16 protein-coding genes and 2 pseudogenes are annotated in these 17381 nt (G+C 70.4%); 6 read left to right on the top strand and 12 right to left on the bottom strand.

Going from position 1 to position 17381, the window contains the following annotated elements:
• Both H0X00_RS10575 and H0X00_RS10570 read left to right on the top strand, forming a co-directional pair.
• Positions 1–609 (top strand): ferritin-like domain-containing protein (locus H0X00_RS10575; protein ID WP_293769811.1); only part of this gene is annotated, 609 nt, incomplete at its 5' end.
• 9 nt (positions 610–618) lie between these two features.
• Positions 619–1098, top strand: a complete 480-nt coding sequence (locus H0X00_RS10570; RefSeq protein WP_293769810.1) for a cupredoxin domain-containing protein — start codon at positions 619–621, stop codon at positions 1096–1098.
• A 21-nt stretch (positions 1099–1119) separates the two neighbouring features.
• Here H0X00_RS10570 and guaA read toward each other — a convergent pair whose 3' ends face one another.
• The gene (guaA, locus tag H0X00_RS10565; protein ID WP_293769809.1) at positions 1120–2700 is read right to left on the bottom strand and encodes a glutamine-hydrolyzing GMP synthase; all 1581 of its coding nucleotides are present in this window, start codon (positions 2698–2700) and stop codon (positions 1120–1122) included.
• 115 nt (positions 2701–2815) lie between these two features.
• On the opposite strand from guaA, the gene H0X00_RS10560 reads away from it, so the two are divergent.
• On the top strand, positions 2816–3079 hold the full coding sequence (locus H0X00_RS10560; protein WP_293769808.1) for a hypothetical protein: 264 nt from the start codon (positions 2816–2818) through the stop codon (positions 3077–3079).
• Here H0X00_RS10560 and H0X00_RS10555 read toward each other — a convergent pair.
• From H0X00_RS10555 to H0X00_RS23815, 5 genes and pseudogenes are all read right to left on the bottom strand, one after another.
• Complete coding sequence (locus tag H0X00_RS10555) at positions 3037–3948, bottom strand: cytochrome c biogenesis protein CcdA (protein ID WP_293769806.1); 912 nt, start codon at positions 3946–3948, stop codon at positions 3037–3039. The two genes, H0X00_RS10560 and H0X00_RS10555, sit on opposite strands and share 43 nt — an antisense overlap.
• A 9-nt stretch (positions 3949–3957) precedes the next feature.
• Positions 3958–4659: a TlpA disulfide reductase family protein gene (locus tag H0X00_RS10550; protein ID WP_293769805.1), complete on the bottom strand. Its 702-nt coding sequence runs from the start codon at positions 4657–4659 to the stop codon at positions 3958–3960.
• A gap of 152 nt (positions 4660–4811) precedes the next feature.
• A complete protein-coding gene (locus H0X00_RS10545) occupies positions 4812–5369 on the bottom strand; it encodes a TlpA disulfide reductase family protein (protein WP_293769803.1) in 558 nt (185 codons plus the stop codon).
• A gap of 739 nt (positions 5370–6108) precedes the next feature.
• Positions 6109–6568, bottom strand: a pseudogene (locus tag H0X00_RS10540) (aminotransferase class V-fold PLP-dependent enzyme); the annotation flags it as partial.
• A 685-nt stretch (positions 6569–7253) separates the two neighbouring features.
• A pseudogene (locus H0X00_RS23815) lies at positions 7254–7442 on the bottom strand (hypothetical protein); the annotation flags it as partial.
• Positions 7443–7732: 290 nt separating this feature from the next.
• On the opposite strand from H0X00_RS23815, the gene H0X00_RS10530 reads away from it, so the two are divergent.
• Both H0X00_RS10530 and H0X00_RS10525 read left to right on the top strand, forming a co-directional pair.
• Entirely contained in the window at positions 7733–8059 is a 327-nt protein-coding gene (locus H0X00_RS10530) for a helix-turn-helix transcriptional regulator (protein ID WP_293769798.1), read from the top strand.
• Positions 8056–8604 carry an SRPBCC domain-containing protein gene (locus tag H0X00_RS10525; RefSeq protein ID WP_293769797.1) on the top strand — a complete coding sequence of 183 codons (549 nt, stop codon included), beginning with the start codon at positions 8056–8058 and terminating at the stop codon, positions 8602–8604. Before H0X00_RS10530 ends, H0X00_RS10525 begins: the two co-directional genes overlap by 4 nt.
• A gap of 102 nt (positions 8605–8706) precedes the next feature.
• Here H0X00_RS10525 and H0X00_RS10520 read toward each other — a convergent pair whose 3' ends face one another.
• Complete coding sequence (locus tag H0X00_RS10520; protein WP_293769795.1) at positions 8707–10413, bottom strand: glycerol-3-phosphate dehydrogenase/oxidase; 1707 nt, start codon at positions 10411–10413, stop codon at positions 8707–8709.
• A 165-nt stretch (positions 10414–10578) separates the two neighbouring features.
• On the opposite strand from H0X00_RS10520, the gene H0X00_RS10515 reads away from it, so the two are divergent.
• A complete protein-coding gene (locus tag H0X00_RS10515; RefSeq protein WP_293769812.1) occupies positions 10579–12654 on the top strand; it encodes an MFS transporter in 2076 nt (691 codons plus the stop codon).
• A 77-nt stretch (positions 12655–12731) separates the two neighbouring features.
• On the opposite strand, the gene H0X00_RS10510 is transcribed toward H0X00_RS10515, so the two are convergent.
• The 5 genes from H0X00_RS10510 to H0X00_RS10490 form a co-directional block, all read right to left on the bottom strand.
• Positions 12732–13841 (bottom strand): GuaB3 family IMP dehydrogenase-related protein, encoded by a 1110-nt coding sequence (locus H0X00_RS10510; RefSeq protein ID WP_293769793.1) that lies wholly within the window; start codon positions 13839–13841, stop codon positions 12732–12734.
• 4 nt (positions 13842–13845) lie between these two features.
• Positions 13846–15360 (bottom strand): IMP dehydrogenase, encoded by a 1515-nt coding sequence (guaB, locus tag H0X00_RS10505; protein ID WP_293769791.1) that lies wholly within the window; start codon positions 15358–15360, stop codon positions 13846–13848.
• A 168-nt stretch (positions 15361–15528) separates the two neighbouring features.
• Positions 15529–16461: a hypothetical protein gene (locus H0X00_RS10500; protein ID WP_293769790.1), complete on the bottom strand. Its 933-nt coding sequence runs from the start codon at positions 16459–16461 to the stop codon at positions 15529–15531.
• On the bottom strand, positions 16458–17072 hold the full coding sequence (gene shbA, locus H0X00_RS10495) for an RNA polymerase sigma factor ShbA (RefSeq protein WP_293769789.1): 615 nt from the start codon (positions 17070–17072) through the stop codon (positions 16458–16460). The genes H0X00_RS10500 and shbA overlap by 4 nt, the downstream gene beginning before the upstream one ends.
• Positions 17073–17084: 12 nt before the next feature.
• Positions 17085–17381, bottom strand: a 297-nt coding sequence (locus H0X00_RS10490; RefSeq protein ID WP_293769788.1) for a LuxR C-terminal-related transcriptional regulator, incomplete at its 5' end; no start/stop codon positions are given.

Below are 17381 nucleotides of genomic sequence, written 5' to 3'. Positions count from 1 at the left end.
GCTGCGGCCACGCTGGGCGGGGGCGGCTCCGCCGTCCCGACCGGCAGCGGTCGCGACTTCTCGACCGCCGACGCGCTCACCTCGTCGGCGGCCAAGAAGGACATCGCCGCTCTCAAGCTCGACGCGAGCCTGGAGAACCTCGCGGTCTTCGCCTACGGCGCCGCGCTGAAGGCGGCTCCGAAGGGCAAGTTCGGCAAGGTCCCGGCCGCAGTGGCCGAGTTCGCCATGCACGCCATGGACCAGCACGCCGACCACGCGGAGGCGTTCAACGCTGCGCTGGTCAACGCGGGCAGCAAGGCCTACACGAAGCCCGACCCGGCCCTGACGCCGGCCGTGCTGAAGATGTTCAAGGACACGAACTCGGTGCCCGAACTGGCCAAGCTGGCTCTCACGTTGGAGAACACCGCCGCCGCGACGTACGTCAAGCAGATGAAGACGCTGCGGAGCCTGGAGGCGCTCAACGCGGTCGCCACCATCGCTCCGGTGGAGCGGCAGCACGCGGCGATCCTGAGCTTCGTGCTCGGGGAGTACCCGGTGCCGGACACCTTCGTGAAGCTGGGTCCGACGTCCACCTCGCTGGGCGCGCGACCCACCTCGGACCTCAAGTAGGTCGAGGACATGGCCCGGAGTCTCCGTCGGCCCGGACTGGTGATCACCGTCGCCCTCGTCGCAGCCCTCAGCGGTTGCGGCGGGGGCGGCGGGTCCCAGACCCAGGCCGCGCCGCCCACCCCCGCGCTCGTGGCGGCAACCCCCGCCGCGACCCCCGCTGCCACCCCGACGCCGACGTCGAAGCCGACAACGAAGCCGGCGCGCCCGAGTCGAACCCCGGTGCCCCGCGAGACCGCGGCGCCCACGGTGCTGATCACCATCAAGAACTTCACGTTCAGTCCCGAGCTCCTGACGATCGAGCTGGGGCAGACCATCGAGGTCGTCAACCTGGACTCGGCCGCGCACACCATCACGGCCGACGACGGATCCTTCGACTCGCGGACCCTGGAGAAGGGGCAGCGCTACACGTTCACACCCAAGAAGGCCGGGACCTTCAGTTACCTGTGCGACATCCACCAGTACATGACCGGCACGATCAAAGTGACCTGACGATCCATCAGGATCGTCCGATCATTCCCACTCGATGGTGCCCGGCGGCTTGCTGGTCACGTCGAGGACGACCCGGTTGATCTCGCGAACCTCGTTGGTGATCCGGGTGGAGATCTTCGCCAGCACGTCGTAGGGCACCCGGGACCAGTCCGCGGTCATCGCGTCCTCGGACGACACCGGACGCAGCACCACCGGGTGCCCGTAGGTGCGGCCGTCGCCCTGCACGCCGACCGAGCGGACGTCGGCGAGCAGCACCACCGGGCACTGCCAGATGTCCCGGTCCAGGCCGGCCAGGGTCAGTTCCTCGCGCGCGATCGCGTCGGCCTCGCGCAGGATGTCCAGGCGCTCGGCGTCGACCGCGCCGATGATCCGGATCCCGAGACCGGGGCCGGGGAACGGCTGGCGCCAGACGATCTCCTGCGGCAGGCCGAGTTCCTCGCCGACCCGGCGCACCTCGTCCTTGAACAGCGCGCGCAACGGCTCGATCAGCGAGAACTGCAGATCGTCCGGGAGGCCGCCGACGTTGTGGTGGCTCTTGATGTTCGCCGCACCCTCGCCCCCGCCGGACTCCACCACGTCGGGGTAGAGCGTGCCCTGGACCAGGAAATCCACGGTCTCGCCGTGCTCCCCCGCGTCCGCGACGACCTCACGGGCAGCCTGCTCGAAGATCCGGATGAACTCGCGGCCGATGATCTTGCGCTTCTCCTCCGGGTCGGTGAACCCGGACAGCGCGTCGAGGAAGCGCTTCTGCGCGTCCACGACCTTGAGGTTGACGCCGGTCGAGGCGACGAAGTCGCGCTCGACCTGCTCGGCCTCGCCCTTGCGCAGGAGGCCGTGGTCGACGAAGACACAGGTGAGCTGGTCGCCGACCGCGCGCTGCACCAGCGCCGCGGCGACGGCGGAGTCGACCCCGCCGGACAGTCCGCACACCAGGCGGCCCTTGCCGACCTTCTCCCGGATCGCGTGAACGGTCTCCTCGACGATGTTCACCATCGTCCAGGTCGGCCGGATGCCGGCCACGTGGTGCAGGAAGCGCTCGAGGACGGCCTGGCCGTGGGCGGTGTGCACGACCTCCGGGTGGTACTGGACACCGGCCAGGCGGCGGGTGCGGTCCTCGAACGCGGCCACCGGGGCACCGGCAGAGCTGGCCAGGACCTCGAAGCCGGCCGGCGCCTCCTGAACGGCGTCGCCGTGGCTCATCCAGACCGTCTGCTCGGCCGGCTGACCCGCGAGCAGGTCACCGCCCGCGGTGACGGTGAGCGGGGTGCCACCGAATTCCGAGAGGCCGGTGCGCTCCACCGTGCCGCCGAGCGCCCGGGCCATGGCCTGGAAGCCGTAGCAGATGCCGAACACCGGGACCCCGGCCTCGAACAGCGCGGGGTCAACGGCAGGGGCACCCTCGGCGTAGACCGAGGAGGGTCCGCCGGAGAGCACGATCGCGGCCGGGTTCTTCGCCAGCATCGCGGCCACCGGCATGGTGTGCGGGACGATTTCGGAGTAGACCCGCGCCTCCCGGACCCGGCGGGCGATCAGCTGCGCGTACTGCGCGCCGTAATCGACCACCAGGACGGGACGTTCCGCGACACCGATCGAGTCGTCCACCCCTGAAATCCCTTCACCGCCGAGCTTTCCGCGATCCTTCCACAGCCCGGCGCAGGCCCCGGCAGGTCTACTGTCAGCGGTGCGATCCCGCGAGCGCCCGACTAGAGGAGGACCCATGGTCCAGGGCGACGGCCTCCACCCCGGTGACGTCCACATCGAGGTGACCGGCATCCGCACCGATGACTCCCAAGGTTTGCCGCACGTCGGAGCGCGCATCATGATCCGGCTCTCCGCCGACGCCTTCGACCAACTCGTCGAACGCAAGGTGGTCGGCGCGAAGGCGGGCCGCAACCTCGTGGTGACGCAGCACCGCGCGGAGATCCGGGACGCGGCCGGTCAGCTCTCGATCGTCGAGGTCGATATCGGCCGCGACGGCTGACGTCCGGCTCGACGGCGGGACCGGATCGTCAGCCCGGCGACCAGAACGACCACCACACCGGCCGCGACCAGGATCGGGCCGGTACCCAGGTCGGCCACCCAGCTGTTGACCCGCCCGGCCAGGTCGCCGCCGACGAAATCGACGATCGGGTCGTCCGGGTCGCCACCGCGCTCCAGGCGGATCTCGTAGTACCCGTAGTAGGCCACGTAGGCACCGGCGAGAATCGCGAGCACGCCCGCGACCTTGTTCACGTACGGCAGCACCCGGCGGACCGTGGCCAGCATGCCCTGTTGAGCCGTCGCGACGATCACGGTCATCACCACCAGGACCGAGGCCATGCCCGCGGTGTAAGCGGTGAAGACGAGAAGCCCCGCCGCTCCTCCTTCGTCGCTGAACGTCCCGACCACCGCGACGAGGAAGGCCGGAATCGTGCAGGACAACGAGACGGTCGCGTACGAGACACCGAACCAGAACATCGCCATCGGGCCGGTGCCTTTTCCTGCGCGCTTGACGGCGGGCAGCCGGATCTTCGGGGTCCACCCGCGCAGCATCGCGACCCCGGCCGGCACCAGCGCCGCCCCGATCACCAGCGAGATCCACGGGGTGTACTCCTGCACTGTCACCGCGGTCTGGCTGATGAGCAGGCCGGCGATGCCGAACACCGCGACAAAGCCCGCGGCGACCGCAGTGGCGACCAGCGCCGCGCGCCCGATGGCCGCCCCGGGCCGGCCCGGGCGGGCCTCGGTGACCTCGTCCTGATCACCGGCCAGGAAGAGGCCGAGGTACGCCGGCAGGAGAGCGAAGCCGCAGGGGTTGAAGGCGGCGACCGTTCCGGCGCTGAACGCGAAGCCGACCGGTGCGTCGAACATCGGCGGGGGTCAGGCGATCTCGGCGGCCGCCCGGATTCCGTCGGAGTCGAACTCTCGGAACCAGGTGCGCGCGACCTTGCCGTCGGGGTTGAGCACGATCACGGTCGGCTGGTTGGTGACCTTGTAGTGCACCCAGGACTTGCCGCTGCTGTCCCAGACCATCTCCAGCCCGGTCGTCCCCGTCTCCGCCAGGAAGCTCTCGGCCTCCGCGAGGTCGTCCTGCGCGCCGAGGCCGATGATCTGGACCTGATCGCCGTACTGCTTCGCGAACTCCAGGACCTTCGGGGCCTCGGCCTTGCAGAACGGGCAGTGCGGGGCCCAGAACCACAGGAGGGTGGGTTTGCCGGACACCGCCAGGGAGCGGAGGTTGGTCGTGTCGCCGCTGGCAACCCGCACGACGTCCAGGTCAGGCAGGGTAGCGAGCTGCTTGAGGCCCGCCGGAGCCTTGTCCACGACCTCGGCGGACTCCTTCGACGTGCCCGAGCCAGACTCGGCCGCCTCAGCGCCCGTGGCCGGCTTCTGAGGGTCGGCGGCGGTGACCTGCGAAGGTGCAGCGGCCCCGGAGTCCGTCGTGCCGGTCGTCGTCGAGACCGACGCCGGCGGGGCCACGGCGTCGGACCCGGAACCCTCGCCCCCGCAGCCCGCGAGCATCAGGGCGGCGGCAGCCGCCGCGGCCCCGCATCGGACTGCACGCCTCGAAGTGCCGCTCATCGGTGTCTCCAGGTTCCGGAACTCCGGGTCGGTGGGCTTACGCGCCCGCTATCGGTGACTTCGTTGCCGGACCGGGGCCCGGACCGGCGCAACCTCGATCCGTAATAACTTGCCGAGCGCGCACCCGTCTCACGCGAAGCCCGCCCGGGGCCTCAGGCCAGCCCGGCCGCCTCAAGGATGCCGTCGGCGTCGAAGTGTCGGAACCAGGCCTTGGTGACCTTGCCGGTGGCGTCGAGCACGACCACGGTCGGCTGGTTGGTCACCTGGTAGTGCAGCCAGGACTTCCCGGCCTGCTCCCAGACCATCTCCAGGTCCTGCGTACCGGTGTCGGACAGGAAATCGACCGCCTGGTCGAGGTCGTCCTGCGCGCCGAGACCGAGGATCTGGACCTGATCGCCGTAGGCCTTCTGGAAGGCGAGCAGGTCCGGGGCCTCGGCCCGGCAGAACGTGCAGTGCGGCGCCCAGAACCACAGCAGCGTCGGCTTGCCGGGGGCGGCGAGCGATCGCAACGGGGCGCGCTTCCCACTGGCGACCCGGACCACCTGCAGATCAGGCAACGCGGTATTGCCCGTGGCCGCGGTGGTCCCGGCCGTCGGGTCAGCGACGATGGCGGCGGCGGTCGGCAGGCCCTGCGCGACCTGGTCCCGCTCGGCTCCGCCGCACGCGGACAGCGCCAGGGCGGCGAGCACCAGGGGCACCGCGAGCCGCATCGCACGCATCCTCCGACCCATGGGTCGCACCGCTATCGCCATTGGTAGTCAGGGGCGCGCGCACCGCTGCGCGGTCGCGTTTCCCCATCCCCTTTCAATCCGCGCGTGCGGTTTTCCCGCAGACGGCTTACCGACGGTCTTCTGGACATGGTTTCGCCGCCTTCAGACATCGAATGGTGCCGGACAGCTCCGGTCGAACAGGGCGTGGAAACGGCGATCCTGCGTCCCTCCCGCCGGGTCCTCCCGACGATCGGCGGTACTACGACCCCGTCGGACTCCCGCTGCCCTCCGGACGACTTCACCATCGGCTTATAAATCCGGTCCGGAACAGGGCGCGGCAGACATGGCCGTCACCGGGACATGAGCGGCTCGGCTTCTCCCGCCGCCTCTCGACGACGAACCGGGGCCTGCTACGGGGCGCTCCGGTGCCTACCCAGACGGGACTCATACCCCCCGGCCTGGAACAGCTTGCGGGACGCAACATGAGCGCGAGCCTAAGCGGTTCTGGCCACGAATTTCCTTACGATCGTGACCTTTCTGCTTCCGGCTCGTTGCACTGATCACGATCGCCGGCAGCGACGCCTCTGGGTGTCGCCCGGCGACCGGTGGCGAGAGCAGCTCGCGCGCAGTGCCCTCAGCGCAGCGCGATCCCAAGCGCCCGCCGCCGCAAAGAGGTGCTCGGCCCCGACCAAACCCCGGGGCCGGGCACCTCGCGGTTTCTGCTCCTTGAAGTGCCCGTTCAGGGCGCGGGGTCGTCGGTGCCCTTGGATCGGTTGGCCGCGCCGCCGCCGTCAGCGGCGAGCCGGTGCAGCGTGGTGACCATGCGGTCGATCTCCCCGCAGGTGTTGCAGAACGCCAGCGATGGCCGGACGGTGGCCTCGAGCCCGTACCGGCGCAGGATCGGTTGCGCGCAGTGGTGACCCGACCGCACCGCGATGCCCTCGCGGTTCAGCGCCGTGCCGACCTGCTCCGGGGTGTACCCGTCGAGCACGAACGACATCACGCTCGCCTTGTCCGGGGCGGTGCCGATCAGCGTGAGTCCGGGGACGTCGCGCAGTGCGGCCATGCCGTACTCGAGCAGGGAGTTGCTCGTAGGCGGCGGCGTTCTCGAAGCCGATCCGCTCCAGGTGGTCCAGCGCCGCCCCGAGGCCGACCGCGTCGGCGATGTTGCCGGTGCCGGCCTCGAACTTCATCGGGGCGTGGTGGAAGAACGACGTCTGAGGAACCGAAGGGCGAGGAACCGAAGGGCGAGGCGCCGAACGGCGACGCCCCGGCGGGGCCGCCCTGCCCAGCGGGCGTTCCCGCGTCGGGGTACTGCGTCGCGCCGGTGGTCGAGCCGCCCGTGTTTCCGGGCCTGACCACCGGCGGCGGAGCCGAGGCCATGGCAATGCCGGGCACGCCCGGGCCGCCGATACCCGCGGCCTCCCCGGGCCGCGGCACCGGCGACAGCCACGGCGGGGTGAATTCACCGAAGCCGAGCGGGGCGTTCGCGTACTGCGCAGCGCCGGTCGTCGAGGTACCGCCGGCGCCCGGCGGGTCCAGCCGCGGCGGGCTGGGCAGTCCGGGAGCGCTCGGGGTGTCCAGAGCACCCGGGGTCGGCCCGACCGCACTCAGTTCTGACGGAGCCTCAGACGGCACGGTGCCCGGGGGAACTGCCCCGGACGGGACGGCCGCCCCGCCGGCGGGCATCGGACTTCCACCGGCCGGCGTCGCGCCGGGGCGGGAGCCCCGCCACCCTTCGCGCCGAAGAACTCGGAGGCCATCCGGGCCAGAGTCGCCTCGTCGGGCAGCCCGGCCGGAACGTCTCCGATTCCGCCGAGACCGAGGGTCACTTCTTGGCGTACTTGTCGTCGCGGCAGGCGGCGACGCCAGCACCCCGCAGGCGTGGTACTTGTCCACGGCCACGCCGTCGAGCACCGCGAGCGAGCTCTCGGTGAGCACCGCGAGCGAGCAGTACAGCGAGATCAGGTACGAGGCGATGGCGTCACGGGTGATGCCCATGAAGCGCACCGACAGGCCCGGGCTCTGCTCACCGGTCAGGCCAGGCTGGTAGAGCCCGACCACGCCCTGACGCCATCTGCGCCGGCGTCTTCGTTGCATTCGCGAGCTGCCGTGCAGCGGCGTCGGAAAGTGCGCGGGGTTCGGACACCGCGGTTATCGGCACGCTCCTGGATCTAGAAGGCGGCTCAACCTATCCAAACTGGACTAAGCCGGGCAACAAACTAAACAATGTTGCCTGCAATGCTTTCGCAAGATCCTTCCGCACGCGAAAGTCCGGACAACAGAGCCCTCAGAAAACACCGTGTGAACTCGTCGCCGGCCCACCGTTGACATGTGACCTTTTGGTCACCTATCTTCGAAGGGTGGACGAGGACGAGTTGGGTGGTGTCTTCAAGGCACTGGCCGACCCGACCCGCCGATTCCTGCTCGATCTTCTGTTCACGCGCGACGGCCGCACGCTCACCGAACTGGAGTCCGAGTTGGAGATGACGCGCTTCGGCGTCATGAAGCACCTCAAGGTGCTCGAAGAAGCCAACCTCGTGGCGACGCAGCGATCCGGTCGGGAGAAGTTGCACTTCCTCAACCCCGTGCCGATCCGTCAGATCCACGACCGCTGGATCGACAAGTACACGCAGTCGCGAGTGTCCGCGCTGCTCGACCTCAAGAACTCACTGGAGCGACCCTCATGAGTACCCCAGCACCGGCCACTGCGGCCGCCGGCACCCGTACGACGACTGTGACCACCGCGGTCTACAAGGTCTACATCAAAGCCACCCCGGAGGCGATCTGGGAAGCAATCAGTTCTCCCGAGTGGAGCCTGAAGTACGGCTATGGCGGCCACGTGCACTACGACCTTCAGCCCGGTGGTGCGCTGCGCGTGCTCGCCGACGACGACATGAAGTCCTTCGCCAAGAACGCCGGCTTCGAGCTGCCCGACCCGATCCTCGACGGCGAGGTCCTCGAGGTCGATCCGCCGCGGCGGCTGCGCTCCACCTGGCGCATGTTGATGGACCCGACCACCGCCGCTGAGGGCTTCACCACCCTGACCTACGAGATCGAGGCGCTCGCCTCCGGCTACTGCGCGCTCACCGTGACCCATGAGTGCCCCGAGGCCCCGGCAACCCTCGCGATGGTCACCGGCGCGAACGACGCCCCGCCGGACCAGGGCGGCGGCGGCTGGCCGTGGATCCTCTCCGACCTCAAGACGCTGTTGGAGACCGGCTCGCGCATGTAGCACTCCAACCCGATCCCCCCGAAAGCGCACAACTACAGGTGGTTTCCGCGGTTTGGACCTGCGGGACTGCACTTTCGGGGGGATTCCGGCGTCAGCGAGTCGTCAGCGGATCGGGACGATGTCCGGGGCCCCCATCCGGGCGGCGTCGGCGGTGTGGTCGTCGGGCTGGTCCTGCGACTCGCGCTCGGCGGCGACGCGGGCCGCGTAGTACTCGACCTCGACGGCGGTCTGCTCCGGGGTCCAGCCCAGCACCGGCGCCATCAGCGCGGCGCACTCCTGCGCGGCCCCCAGGCCGCGGTCGAAGGTTTCCACCGAGATCCGGGTCCGCCGGGTCAGGATGTCGTCGAGGTGACGGGCGCCCTCGTACATCACCGCATAGACCACCTCGGCGCGCAGGTGTTCTTCAGCCCCGCCGATCGGCTCGCACAGGGACGCGTCCGCATCGGCGATCGCGAGCACCTTGTCGATGTCGGAGCCGTAGCGGTGCAGCAGGTGCTCGACCCGGGCCACGTGCAGGCCGGCCGCGGTGGCGATCCGCTCCCGGGAGTTCCAGGCGGCCTGGTAGCCGGCCGCCCCGAGCAACGGGACCCGCTCGGTGCACGAGGGCGGCACCCGCTCGTCGAGGGCGTGCACCGCGGCGTCGACGGCGTCGCGGGCCATCACCCGGTAGGTCGTGTACTTGCCGCCGGCCACCACCACGAGCCCCGGCACCGGATGCGCAACCACGTGCTCGCGGGACAGCGCCGAGGTGTTCTCCGACTCCCCCGACAGCAACGGCCGCAAGCCGGCGTAGACGCCCTGCACGTCGGCCCGCTGCAGGGGCGTGGTCAGCCACTTGTTGGCCTCGGCCAGCAGGAAGTCGATGTCACCGCGGCTGGCGGCCGGGTGCGCCTTGTCCAGGGCCCAGTCGGTGTCGGTGGTCCCGAGAATCCAGTGCCGCTTCCACGGAATGATGAACAGCACGCTGCGGTCGGTGCGGGTGATGATCCCGGTCGAGGAGTGGATCCGGTCCCGCGGCACCACCAGGTGCACGCCCTTGGACGCCCGGACGTGGAACTGCCCGCGCTCGCCGATCATGGCCTGGGTGTCGTCGGTCCAGACCCCGGTCGCGTTCACGACCTGCTTGGCGCGGACCTTCCACTCCAGGCCGGACTCGGTGTCGCGCACCTTCGCGCCGACGACCCGCTCGCCCTCGCGCAGGAAGCCGATCACCCGCACCCGGGAGGCGCAGTGGGCACCGTAGGCGGCCGCGGTCCGGACCAGGTTGACCACGTAGCGCGCGTCGTCGACCTGGGCGTCGTAGTACTGCACCGCCCCGACCAACTTCTCGGACCTCAGGGCGGGCGCTGCCTTCAGTGCCTGACGCCTCGTCAGGTGACGGTGCCTCGGCACGCCGGTCTTGCCCGGGGCAGCGGCGGCCAGAGCGTCGTAGAGCGCGATGCCCGCGCCGACGTAGGGCCGCTCCCAGTGCTTGGTCAGCGGGTACAGGAACGGCACGGGACGCACCAGGTGCGGCGCGAGTTCGGTGAGCAGCAGGCTGCGTTCGGTCAGCGCCTCGCGGACCAGCCGGAAGTCCAGCATCTCCAGGTAGCGCAGGCCACCGTGGATCAGCTTGCTGGACCGGCTGGAGGTGCCGGCGCCGAAATCTCGGACGTCGACCAAGCCGACGTCCAACCCGCGGGTGACCGCGTCCAGGGCCGTTCCGGCCCCCACGATGCCCGCGCCGACGACGAGGAGATCCAGCTCACGCCCGGCCAGCGCCGCGCAGGCCGCCTCGCGCTCGGCCGGCCCAAAAGTCCCTGTCCCCACGCTCACCAGCGTAGAGGTGGTCGATGGGAAGTATTTGCCTCACCGCACCGTCGACGCGCAGTGAGATCCATGTGAACTCCGTGCAACGTCGGTCTCACTGTCAGGAAATCCCCAGCTCACAGACTCCAGGGAAGCCCAGCCCCCATCCCAGGAGCACTCGTGACGATGGTCCCCGAGCTCGACCAGGTGTCCCCGAACGGACACCACCCGGCCCCGCCGCCGGCCGCCGGCGGAACCATGCCGACGGCCGGCGCCCGGCGCCACTGGATCACCGAATGGGACGCCGAGGACGTCGAGTTCTGGGAGAACGGGGGCGGCAAGCAGATCGCCCGGCGCAACCTGGCCTTCTCGGTGTTCGCCGAGCACGTCGGGTTCGCGGTCTGGACGATGTGGGCCACCCTGGTGCTCTTCCTCGGCCCGAAGTACGGCTTCACCCCGGCGCAGAAGTTCACCATCACCTCGCTGCCGGCCGCGGTCGGCGGCATGGCGCGCCTTCCGTACACCCTCGCGGTGGCCCGCTTCGGCGGCCGGAACTGGACGATTGTTTCTGCGCTGTTGCTGCTGATTCCCTGTGCGGCCACCTTGTTCCTCCTGGAACCGGGGGTCGAGTACTCGACGGTGCTCCTGCTCGGCGCGCTCGGCGGCTTCGGCGGCGGCAACTTCGCCTCCTCGATGGCCAATATCAACTCCTTCTACCCACAGCGGGAGAAGGGGTGGGCGCTCGGCCTGAACGCCGCCGGCGGCAACCTCGGCGTCGCCGTGATCCAGCTGATCGGCCTGGCCGTCCTCGCGACGGTGGGCGTCAACCACCCGCGCGTCGTGGTGGGGGTGATGATCCCGCTGGCCGTGATCGCAGCGCTGTGCGCCGCGCTGTTCATGGACAACCTGGCGACCGTCCGCAACGACAAGGGCGCGATGCGGGAAGCCTGCCGCGAGCCGCACACCTGGGTGATCTCGTTCCTCTACATCGGCACCTTCGGCTCGTTCATCGGCTTCGGCTTCGCCTTCGGCCAGGTGCTGCTGGTGCAGTTCCCGGAGACCTTCGACAAGATCGCGATGGTCAACGGCACGGCCACCAACGTGCCCGACCCGGTGAAGGCCGCCTACCTGACCTTCCTAGGTCCGCTGATCGGATCGCTCACCCGGCCGCTCGGTGGCAAGCTGGCCGACCAACTGGGCGGTGCCCCTGTCACCTTCTGGAACTTCTTCGCGATGGCGGCCTTCGCCTTCACTGTGCTCAACGCCTCGGCCCAGGGCTCGCTGGGGATGTTCCTGGTCGGCTTCATCGGGTTGTTCGTCACGGCCGGGATCGGCAATGGGTCGACCTACAAGATGATCCCGACGATGTTCAAGGCCCGAGCCGACGCGGCGGTCGCGGCCGGCACCGACCCCGAACTGGCGGTCCGTCAGGCCCGGCGTCGCAGCAACGCCCTGATCGGCATCGCCGGCGCCATCGGCGCGTTCGGCGGGCTCGCCGTGAACATCACCTTCCGCGAGTCGTTCCTGCACAACAAGAACGGCAATGCCGCCTACCTGAGCTTCGCCCTGGTGTACCTGCTGATGGCGGCGGTGACCTGGCTGGTGTACCTGCAGCCCCGGCGGATCCCCACCGCCTCGGCCGCCGAGGTGCGCGCAGCCCGCGCGCTCAACCTGCCGCCGCGCTACCAGCAGTCGGCCGCCTCACCGTCTCCGATGTCGGTCGACCTCGCGGTCCGCGGCACCGTCACCGGCACCCGGCACGGCACGGTGCAGGGCGCGCTGACCGGGGCCTCGCTGACCCTGATCGATGCACTCGGGCACGAGGTCTCCCGCACCGCGTCCGGGCCCGGCGGCCGGTTCGAGATGCACGTGCCCGGCGATCAGCGCTGCCTGCTGGTGGCCGGCGCCCCCGGCTACGCCGCTCTTGCGCTGTTGGTCGAGGGTGGTGCCGGCGACGCTCGCCACCACCTGGTGCTGGCCGAGTCGCCGGAGACGCCGGACACCATCGCACCGACGGGCTGCGAGGTGGTCGGCACCGTGATCGGCCCGCGGGGCCCGGTGGGCTCGGCACTGGTCACCCTGATCGACGCGGCCGGCGCGGTGTATCGGACCGGGTACACCGACACCGACGGCCGGTACCGCATCGACGCCGGCGAGGGTGGACAGGTCACGGTCTCCGTGGCCTCGGCGGATCTGCACCCGGCGGCCGGGGCGCTGTACCTTCGCCCCGGAGCGCATGTGTACGACGTGCGCCTGGTCTGAGCACCTGTCAGATCAAACTCGAGGAGGTCCGCCGCCGCGGTGGGCTCCCCGCCTGACGGTCCGCCCACAGACGGACCTCAGGGGGTGACGACGACCTCGACGCGCTGGAACTCCTTGAGCTCGGAGTAGCCCGTCGTCGCCATCGCGCGGCGCAGAGCGCCGACCAGGTTCATCGACCCGTCCGGCTGACGCGCCGGGCCCTGCAGGATCTCCTCGAAGGTGCCGATCGTGCCGACGTGCATCCGGGTGCCGCGCGGCAACGCGGCGTGGTGCGCCTCGGCGCCCCAGTGCCAGCCGGCGCCGGGCGCCTCGACGGCGCGGGCCAACGGTGAGCCGATCATCACCGCGTCCGCACCGAGCGCGAGCGCCTTGGTGATCTCACCGGAGGTGGTCATCCCGCCGTCCGCGATCACGTGCACGTACCGGCCGCCGGACTCGTCGAGGTAGTCGCGGCGGGCGGCCGCGACGTCGGCGATCGCGGAGGCCATCGGCACCGAGATACCGAGCACCTCGGAGGTGGTGTGCGCCGAGCCGCCGCCGAAGCCGACCAGCACCCCCGCGGCGCCGGTGCGCATCAGGTGCAGCGCGGCCTGGTGGGTGGCGCAGCCGCCGACGATCACCGGCACGTCGAGTTCGTAGATGAACTGCTTGAGGTTGAGCGGCTCGGCCCGGCCCGAGACGTGCTCGGCCGAGACCGTGGTGCCGCGGATGACGAACAGGTCCACCCCGGCGTCCACGACCGCGCGCCAGTACTGCGCGGTGCGCTGCGGCGTGAGCGCCGCGGCGGTGGTGATGCCGGCTTCGCGCATGGTCTTGATCCGCGCGCCGATCAGCTCTTCCTTGATCGGCTCGGCGTAGATCTGCTGCAGCTGCGCGGTCGCCATGTGGTCGGGCAGCTGCGCGATCTCGGCCAACAGCGCGGCCGGGTCGTCGTAGCGCGTCCACAGTCCTTCGAGGTCGAGCACCCCGAGCCCGCCGAGCTTGCCGATCTGGATCGCGGTCTCCGGCGAGACCACCGAGTCCATCGGCGCGATCATCATCGGCAGGTCGAAGTGGTACGCGTCGATCTGCCAGGCGACCGAGACCTCTTCGGGGTCACGGGTGCGCCGGCTCGGCACGATGGCGACCTGGTCGAAGCCGTAGGCCATCCGGCCGCGCTTGCCGCGGCCGATCTCGATCTCGCTCATGTCCCTACCTGCTGTGGTAGTTCGGAGCCTCGACGGTCATCTGCACGTCGTGGGCGTGGCTTTCCTTCAGGCCGGCCGCGGTGATCCGCACGAAGCGGCCGCGCTCGTGCAGCTGGCCGATGGTGCCGGCGCCGACGTAACCCATGGAGGTCCGCAGGCCACCGGCGAGCTGGTGCACGACGGCCTCCAGCGGTCCCCGGTAGGGCACCTGTCCCTCGACGCCCTCGGGCACGAGCTTGTCGTCGGAGTGCACGTCGTCCTGGAAGTAGCGGTCCTTGGAGTAGGAGCGGTTGGCGCCGCGGGTCTGCATCGCCCCGAGCGAGCCCATGCCCCGGTAGGACTTGAACTGCTTGCCGTTGATGAACAACAGCTCGCCCGGACTCTCCTCGACGCCGGCCAGCAGGCTGCCCAGCATCACGGTGTCCGCGCCGGCGACCATGGCCTTGGCGATGTCGCCCGAGTACTGCAGGCCACCGTCGCCGATCAGCGGGATCCCGGCCGGGCCGGCCGCCAGCGAAGCCTCGTAGATCGCGGTCACCTGCGGGACGCCGATGCCGGCCACCACCCGCGTGGTGCAGATGGAGCCGGGCCCGATCCCGACCTTGATGCCGTCGGCGCCGGCGTCGATGAGCGCCTGCGCGCCCTCGCGGGTCGCGACGTTGCCGCCGATGACGTCGACCTCGGTGCCGTTCGCGTCGAACTCACGGCGCAACCGGGCAACCATCTCGAGCACGGCGCGGGAGTGCCCGTGCGCGGAGTCGACGACCACGAAGTCCGCGCCGGCCTCGACGAGAGCCATGGCCCGCTTGTAGGAGTCCTCACCGACGCCGACCGCGGCGCCGACCACGAGCCGGCCGGCCGGGTCCTTGGTGGCCTGCGGGTACTTCTCGGTCTTGGCGAAGTCCTTGACGGTGATCAGGCCCTTGAGCCGCCCGTTGTCGTCGACCAGCGGGAGCTTCTCGATCTTGTGCTCGCGCAGCAGGTTGAAGGCAACGTCGCGGGCGGTGCCGACCGGCGCGGTGATCAGCGGCGCCTTGGTCATCACGTCCCGGACGATCTGGCTGGAGTCGCTCTCGAAACGGATGTCGCGGTTGGTCACAATGCCGAGCAGCTTGCCCTCGCCGTCGACGACCGGGACACCGGAGATCCGGTAGCGGCCGCAGAGCGCATCGACGTCGCCGATGGTGGCGTCCGGGCTGATCGTGATCGGCTGCGCGACCATGCCGGCCTCGGAGCGCTTGACGACGTCGACCTGCTCGGCCTGATCGCTGATCGAGAGGTTGCGGTGCAGTACGCCGACGCCACCCTGGCGCGCCATCGCGATCGCCATCCGGCCTTCGGTGACGGTGTCCATCGCGGACGAGATCAGCGGCACCTTCAGCGTGATCCGGCGCGACAACCGACTGGTGGTGTCAACCTCGTTCGGAACCACGTCCGAGGCACCCGGCAGCAGGAGCACGTCGTCGAAGGTCAGTCCCAGACGCGCGAACTTCTCCGGGTACACGGGTTCGGAGGTCACGTGGTGAGCACCTTCTCACTCGCAGCGGGGCTCCCCATTCTATGCGGCCTCCGGCCGCGTCGCGCCGCCGGCGAACGTGCCCTTGCGCACGCTCCTACGGTCGCGAAAAGAGCGCGCGCTCCCTCCGTCGCCGCGCAACTGCACGTAGCCAGGCGGCTGAAGGGTGGGTCAGCGGCCGAGAAGGCTGCCGTCGCCGATGATCGGAGCCCACGTGGGTTCGCGAATCTCGTCGATCGGCAGATCCGGCAGCGGCTCGAGCTTCTGCTCGGCCCGGTCGGCGATCTGGTCCTTGGTCGTCTTGATACCGGACTCCGGGCCCAGCGGCCCGTCGTTCGGGGTGACCTCTTCGCCGCCGCCGACCAGGTCGCCCGGCTTGCCCTCGGGGGCCAGCACCTCGTCGGCCGGCGTGCGGTCGACCTTGTCCTTGCCCGGCTTCGAGGGCGTGACGGCAGTCGGCTCGGACCCGCCGTCGAACGCCTGGTGCCAGCGGTCCCGCAGTTCGATCAGGTTCGCCCGCAGCGCGGAGACGGCGGTCGGGTCGGTGGCGCCCTCGATGTCGGTGCGCGCCTTCTCCAGCAACTCGCGGGCGCCCCGCAGGTCGTTGACGGCGAGTGCCTTGGTGGCGTCGTCGAGCATCCGGGAGATGCGCTCCTGCGCGGACCGCTGCGGGGTGACCTGCTCGGTCACCGAGCCGACCACCCGGCGGATGCCATCGAGCGGGCCCCCGTCGCCGGTGACGGCGGCGGAGACGCCACCGATGCCGAGCACGAGGGAGCCGATGGTGACGACCGCGGCGGCCCGGTGGGCGACCAGGGTCTTGGCCCGGCCGGTACGGCGGTGGGAGACGAGCTGAACCGGCTCGTCGATGGGCGGAGCGGCGACCATCGCGGGCACCGGCTGCGGCATCGGCACGTAGTCGGCGGCGTCAGCCGTGAGGAGCCCGGTCAGCGGGCCGGTGCGGGTGTCGACCTCGAGCGCGAACGCCTGCAACAGACCCACGAGCACGTCCCCGGACGCCCCCGCGGGCCGGCGTGCGCCCAGCGCGTCGAGCAGGAGATCGTCGGCGTGCAGCGCCGCGAACTCAAGTTCTTCATTGATCATGCCGTGGCCTCCTCGGCAGCAAGCACACGAAGTCGGTTCAGAGCGCGGTGCTGGGCGACCCGCACGGCGCCGGCGGACATGCCCAGCGCGCGACCGGTCTCTTCGGCGGAGAGCCCGACCGCGACCCGGAGCGTCAACAGCTCGCGCAGGTTGTCGGGCAGGCGGGAGAGCAGGTTGCGCGCCTTCTCGGCGTCGGCCGCAGCCAACGCACTCTCCTCGGGCCCGAGTGCGGTGTCGGTGCGCTCGGGAAGCTGCTCGGTGGGGACGGCGGCGCGCATGGCGGCTCGCTGGACGTCGGCGACCTTGCGTGCGGCGATGCCGAACACGAAGGCCTCGAACGGGCGGCCTTCGTCGCGGTAGCGCGGCAGTGCGGTCAGCACGGCGATGCAAGCCTCCTGTGCCGCGTCGTCGGCGGCGTATTCGGCCCCAGGCAGGCGACCGAGTCGTCCCCTGCAGTACCTCAGGACCATCGGCCGGATTGTCGCGAGCAGCGCGTCCATGGCGCCGCGGTCACCCTGAGTAGCCGCCGCAGCCAGCACGCGCAGATCGATCCGATCCGTCCGACTTTCCATCGGATCCGGATCGGACGGCGTTACGCCGGCGACCGCCATGTGACCATCTTGCTACCTGACGAGCCCTCTGCGCAGCGCGATGGCCACGGCGTGAGCCCGGTCCGCGGCCCCAAGCTTCCGGAAAAGCCGCCTGGCGTGCGTTTTCACCGTGTCTTCGGACAGGTAGAGCCCGCGGCCGATCTCCGCATTGCTCTGGCCCTCGCACATACCGGCCAGCACTTCGAGCTCACGCTCGGTCAGCGCCGGCGGCGGAGTGTGATCGCCCTCGGTCTCCCCACCGACGCCGTTGCTGTGCGGCTCGGTCAGGGCCTGGCCGACCGCGACCCGCACCTCGGCCCGGGTGGCGTC

The organism is Sporichthya sp. (assembly GCF_013815995.1).
In the GTDB taxonomy this organism is placed as follows: domain Bacteria; phylum Actinomycetota; class Actinomycetes; order Sporichthyales; family Sporichthyaceae; genus Sporichthya.
The sequence above is the reverse complement of the archived record's forward strand: the minus strand, read 5'-3'. Positions and strand labels throughout refer to the sequence as shown.

Coding starts and splice junctions, on each gene's coding strand:
- H0X00_RS10515 (WP_293769812.1), top strand. CDS start 10,579: ATGGTCCCCGAGCTCGACCAGGTGTCCCCGAACGGACACCACCCGGCC.
- H0X00_RS10560 (WP_293769808.1), top strand. CDS start 2,816: ATGGTCCAGGGCGACGGCCTCCACCCCGGTGACGTCCACATCGAGGTG.
- H0X00_RS10545 (WP_293769803.1), bottom strand. CDS start 5,369: ATGCGGCTCGCGGTGCCCCTGGTGCTCGCCGCCCTGGCGCTGTCCGCG.
- H0X00_RS10570 (WP_293769810.1), top strand. CDS start 619: ATGGCCCGGAGTCTCCGTCGGCCCGGACTGGTGATCACCGTCGCCCTC.
- shbA (WP_293769789.1), bottom strand. CDS start 17,072: ATGGCGGTCGCCGGCGTAACGCCGTCCGATCCGGATCCGATGGAAAGT.
- H0X00_RS10510 (WP_293769793.1), bottom strand. CDS start 13,841: ATGAGCGAGATCGAGATCGGCCGCGGCAAGCGCGGCCGGATGGCCTAC.
- H0X00_RS10525 (WP_293769797.1), top strand. CDS start 8,056: ATGAGTACCCCAGCACCGGCCACTGCGGCCGCCGGCACCCGTACGACG.
- H0X00_RS10555 (WP_293769806.1), bottom strand. CDS start 3,948: ATGTTCGACGCACCGGTCGGCTTCGCGTTCAGCGCCGGAACGGTCGCC.
- H0X00_RS10550 (WP_293769805.1), bottom strand. CDS start 4,659: ATGAGCGGCACTTCGAGGCGTGCAGTCCGATGCGGGGCCGCGGCGGCT.
- H0X00_RS10500 (WP_293769790.1), bottom strand. CDS start 16,461: ATGATCAATGAAGAACTTGAGTTCGCGGCGCTGCACGCCGACGATCTC.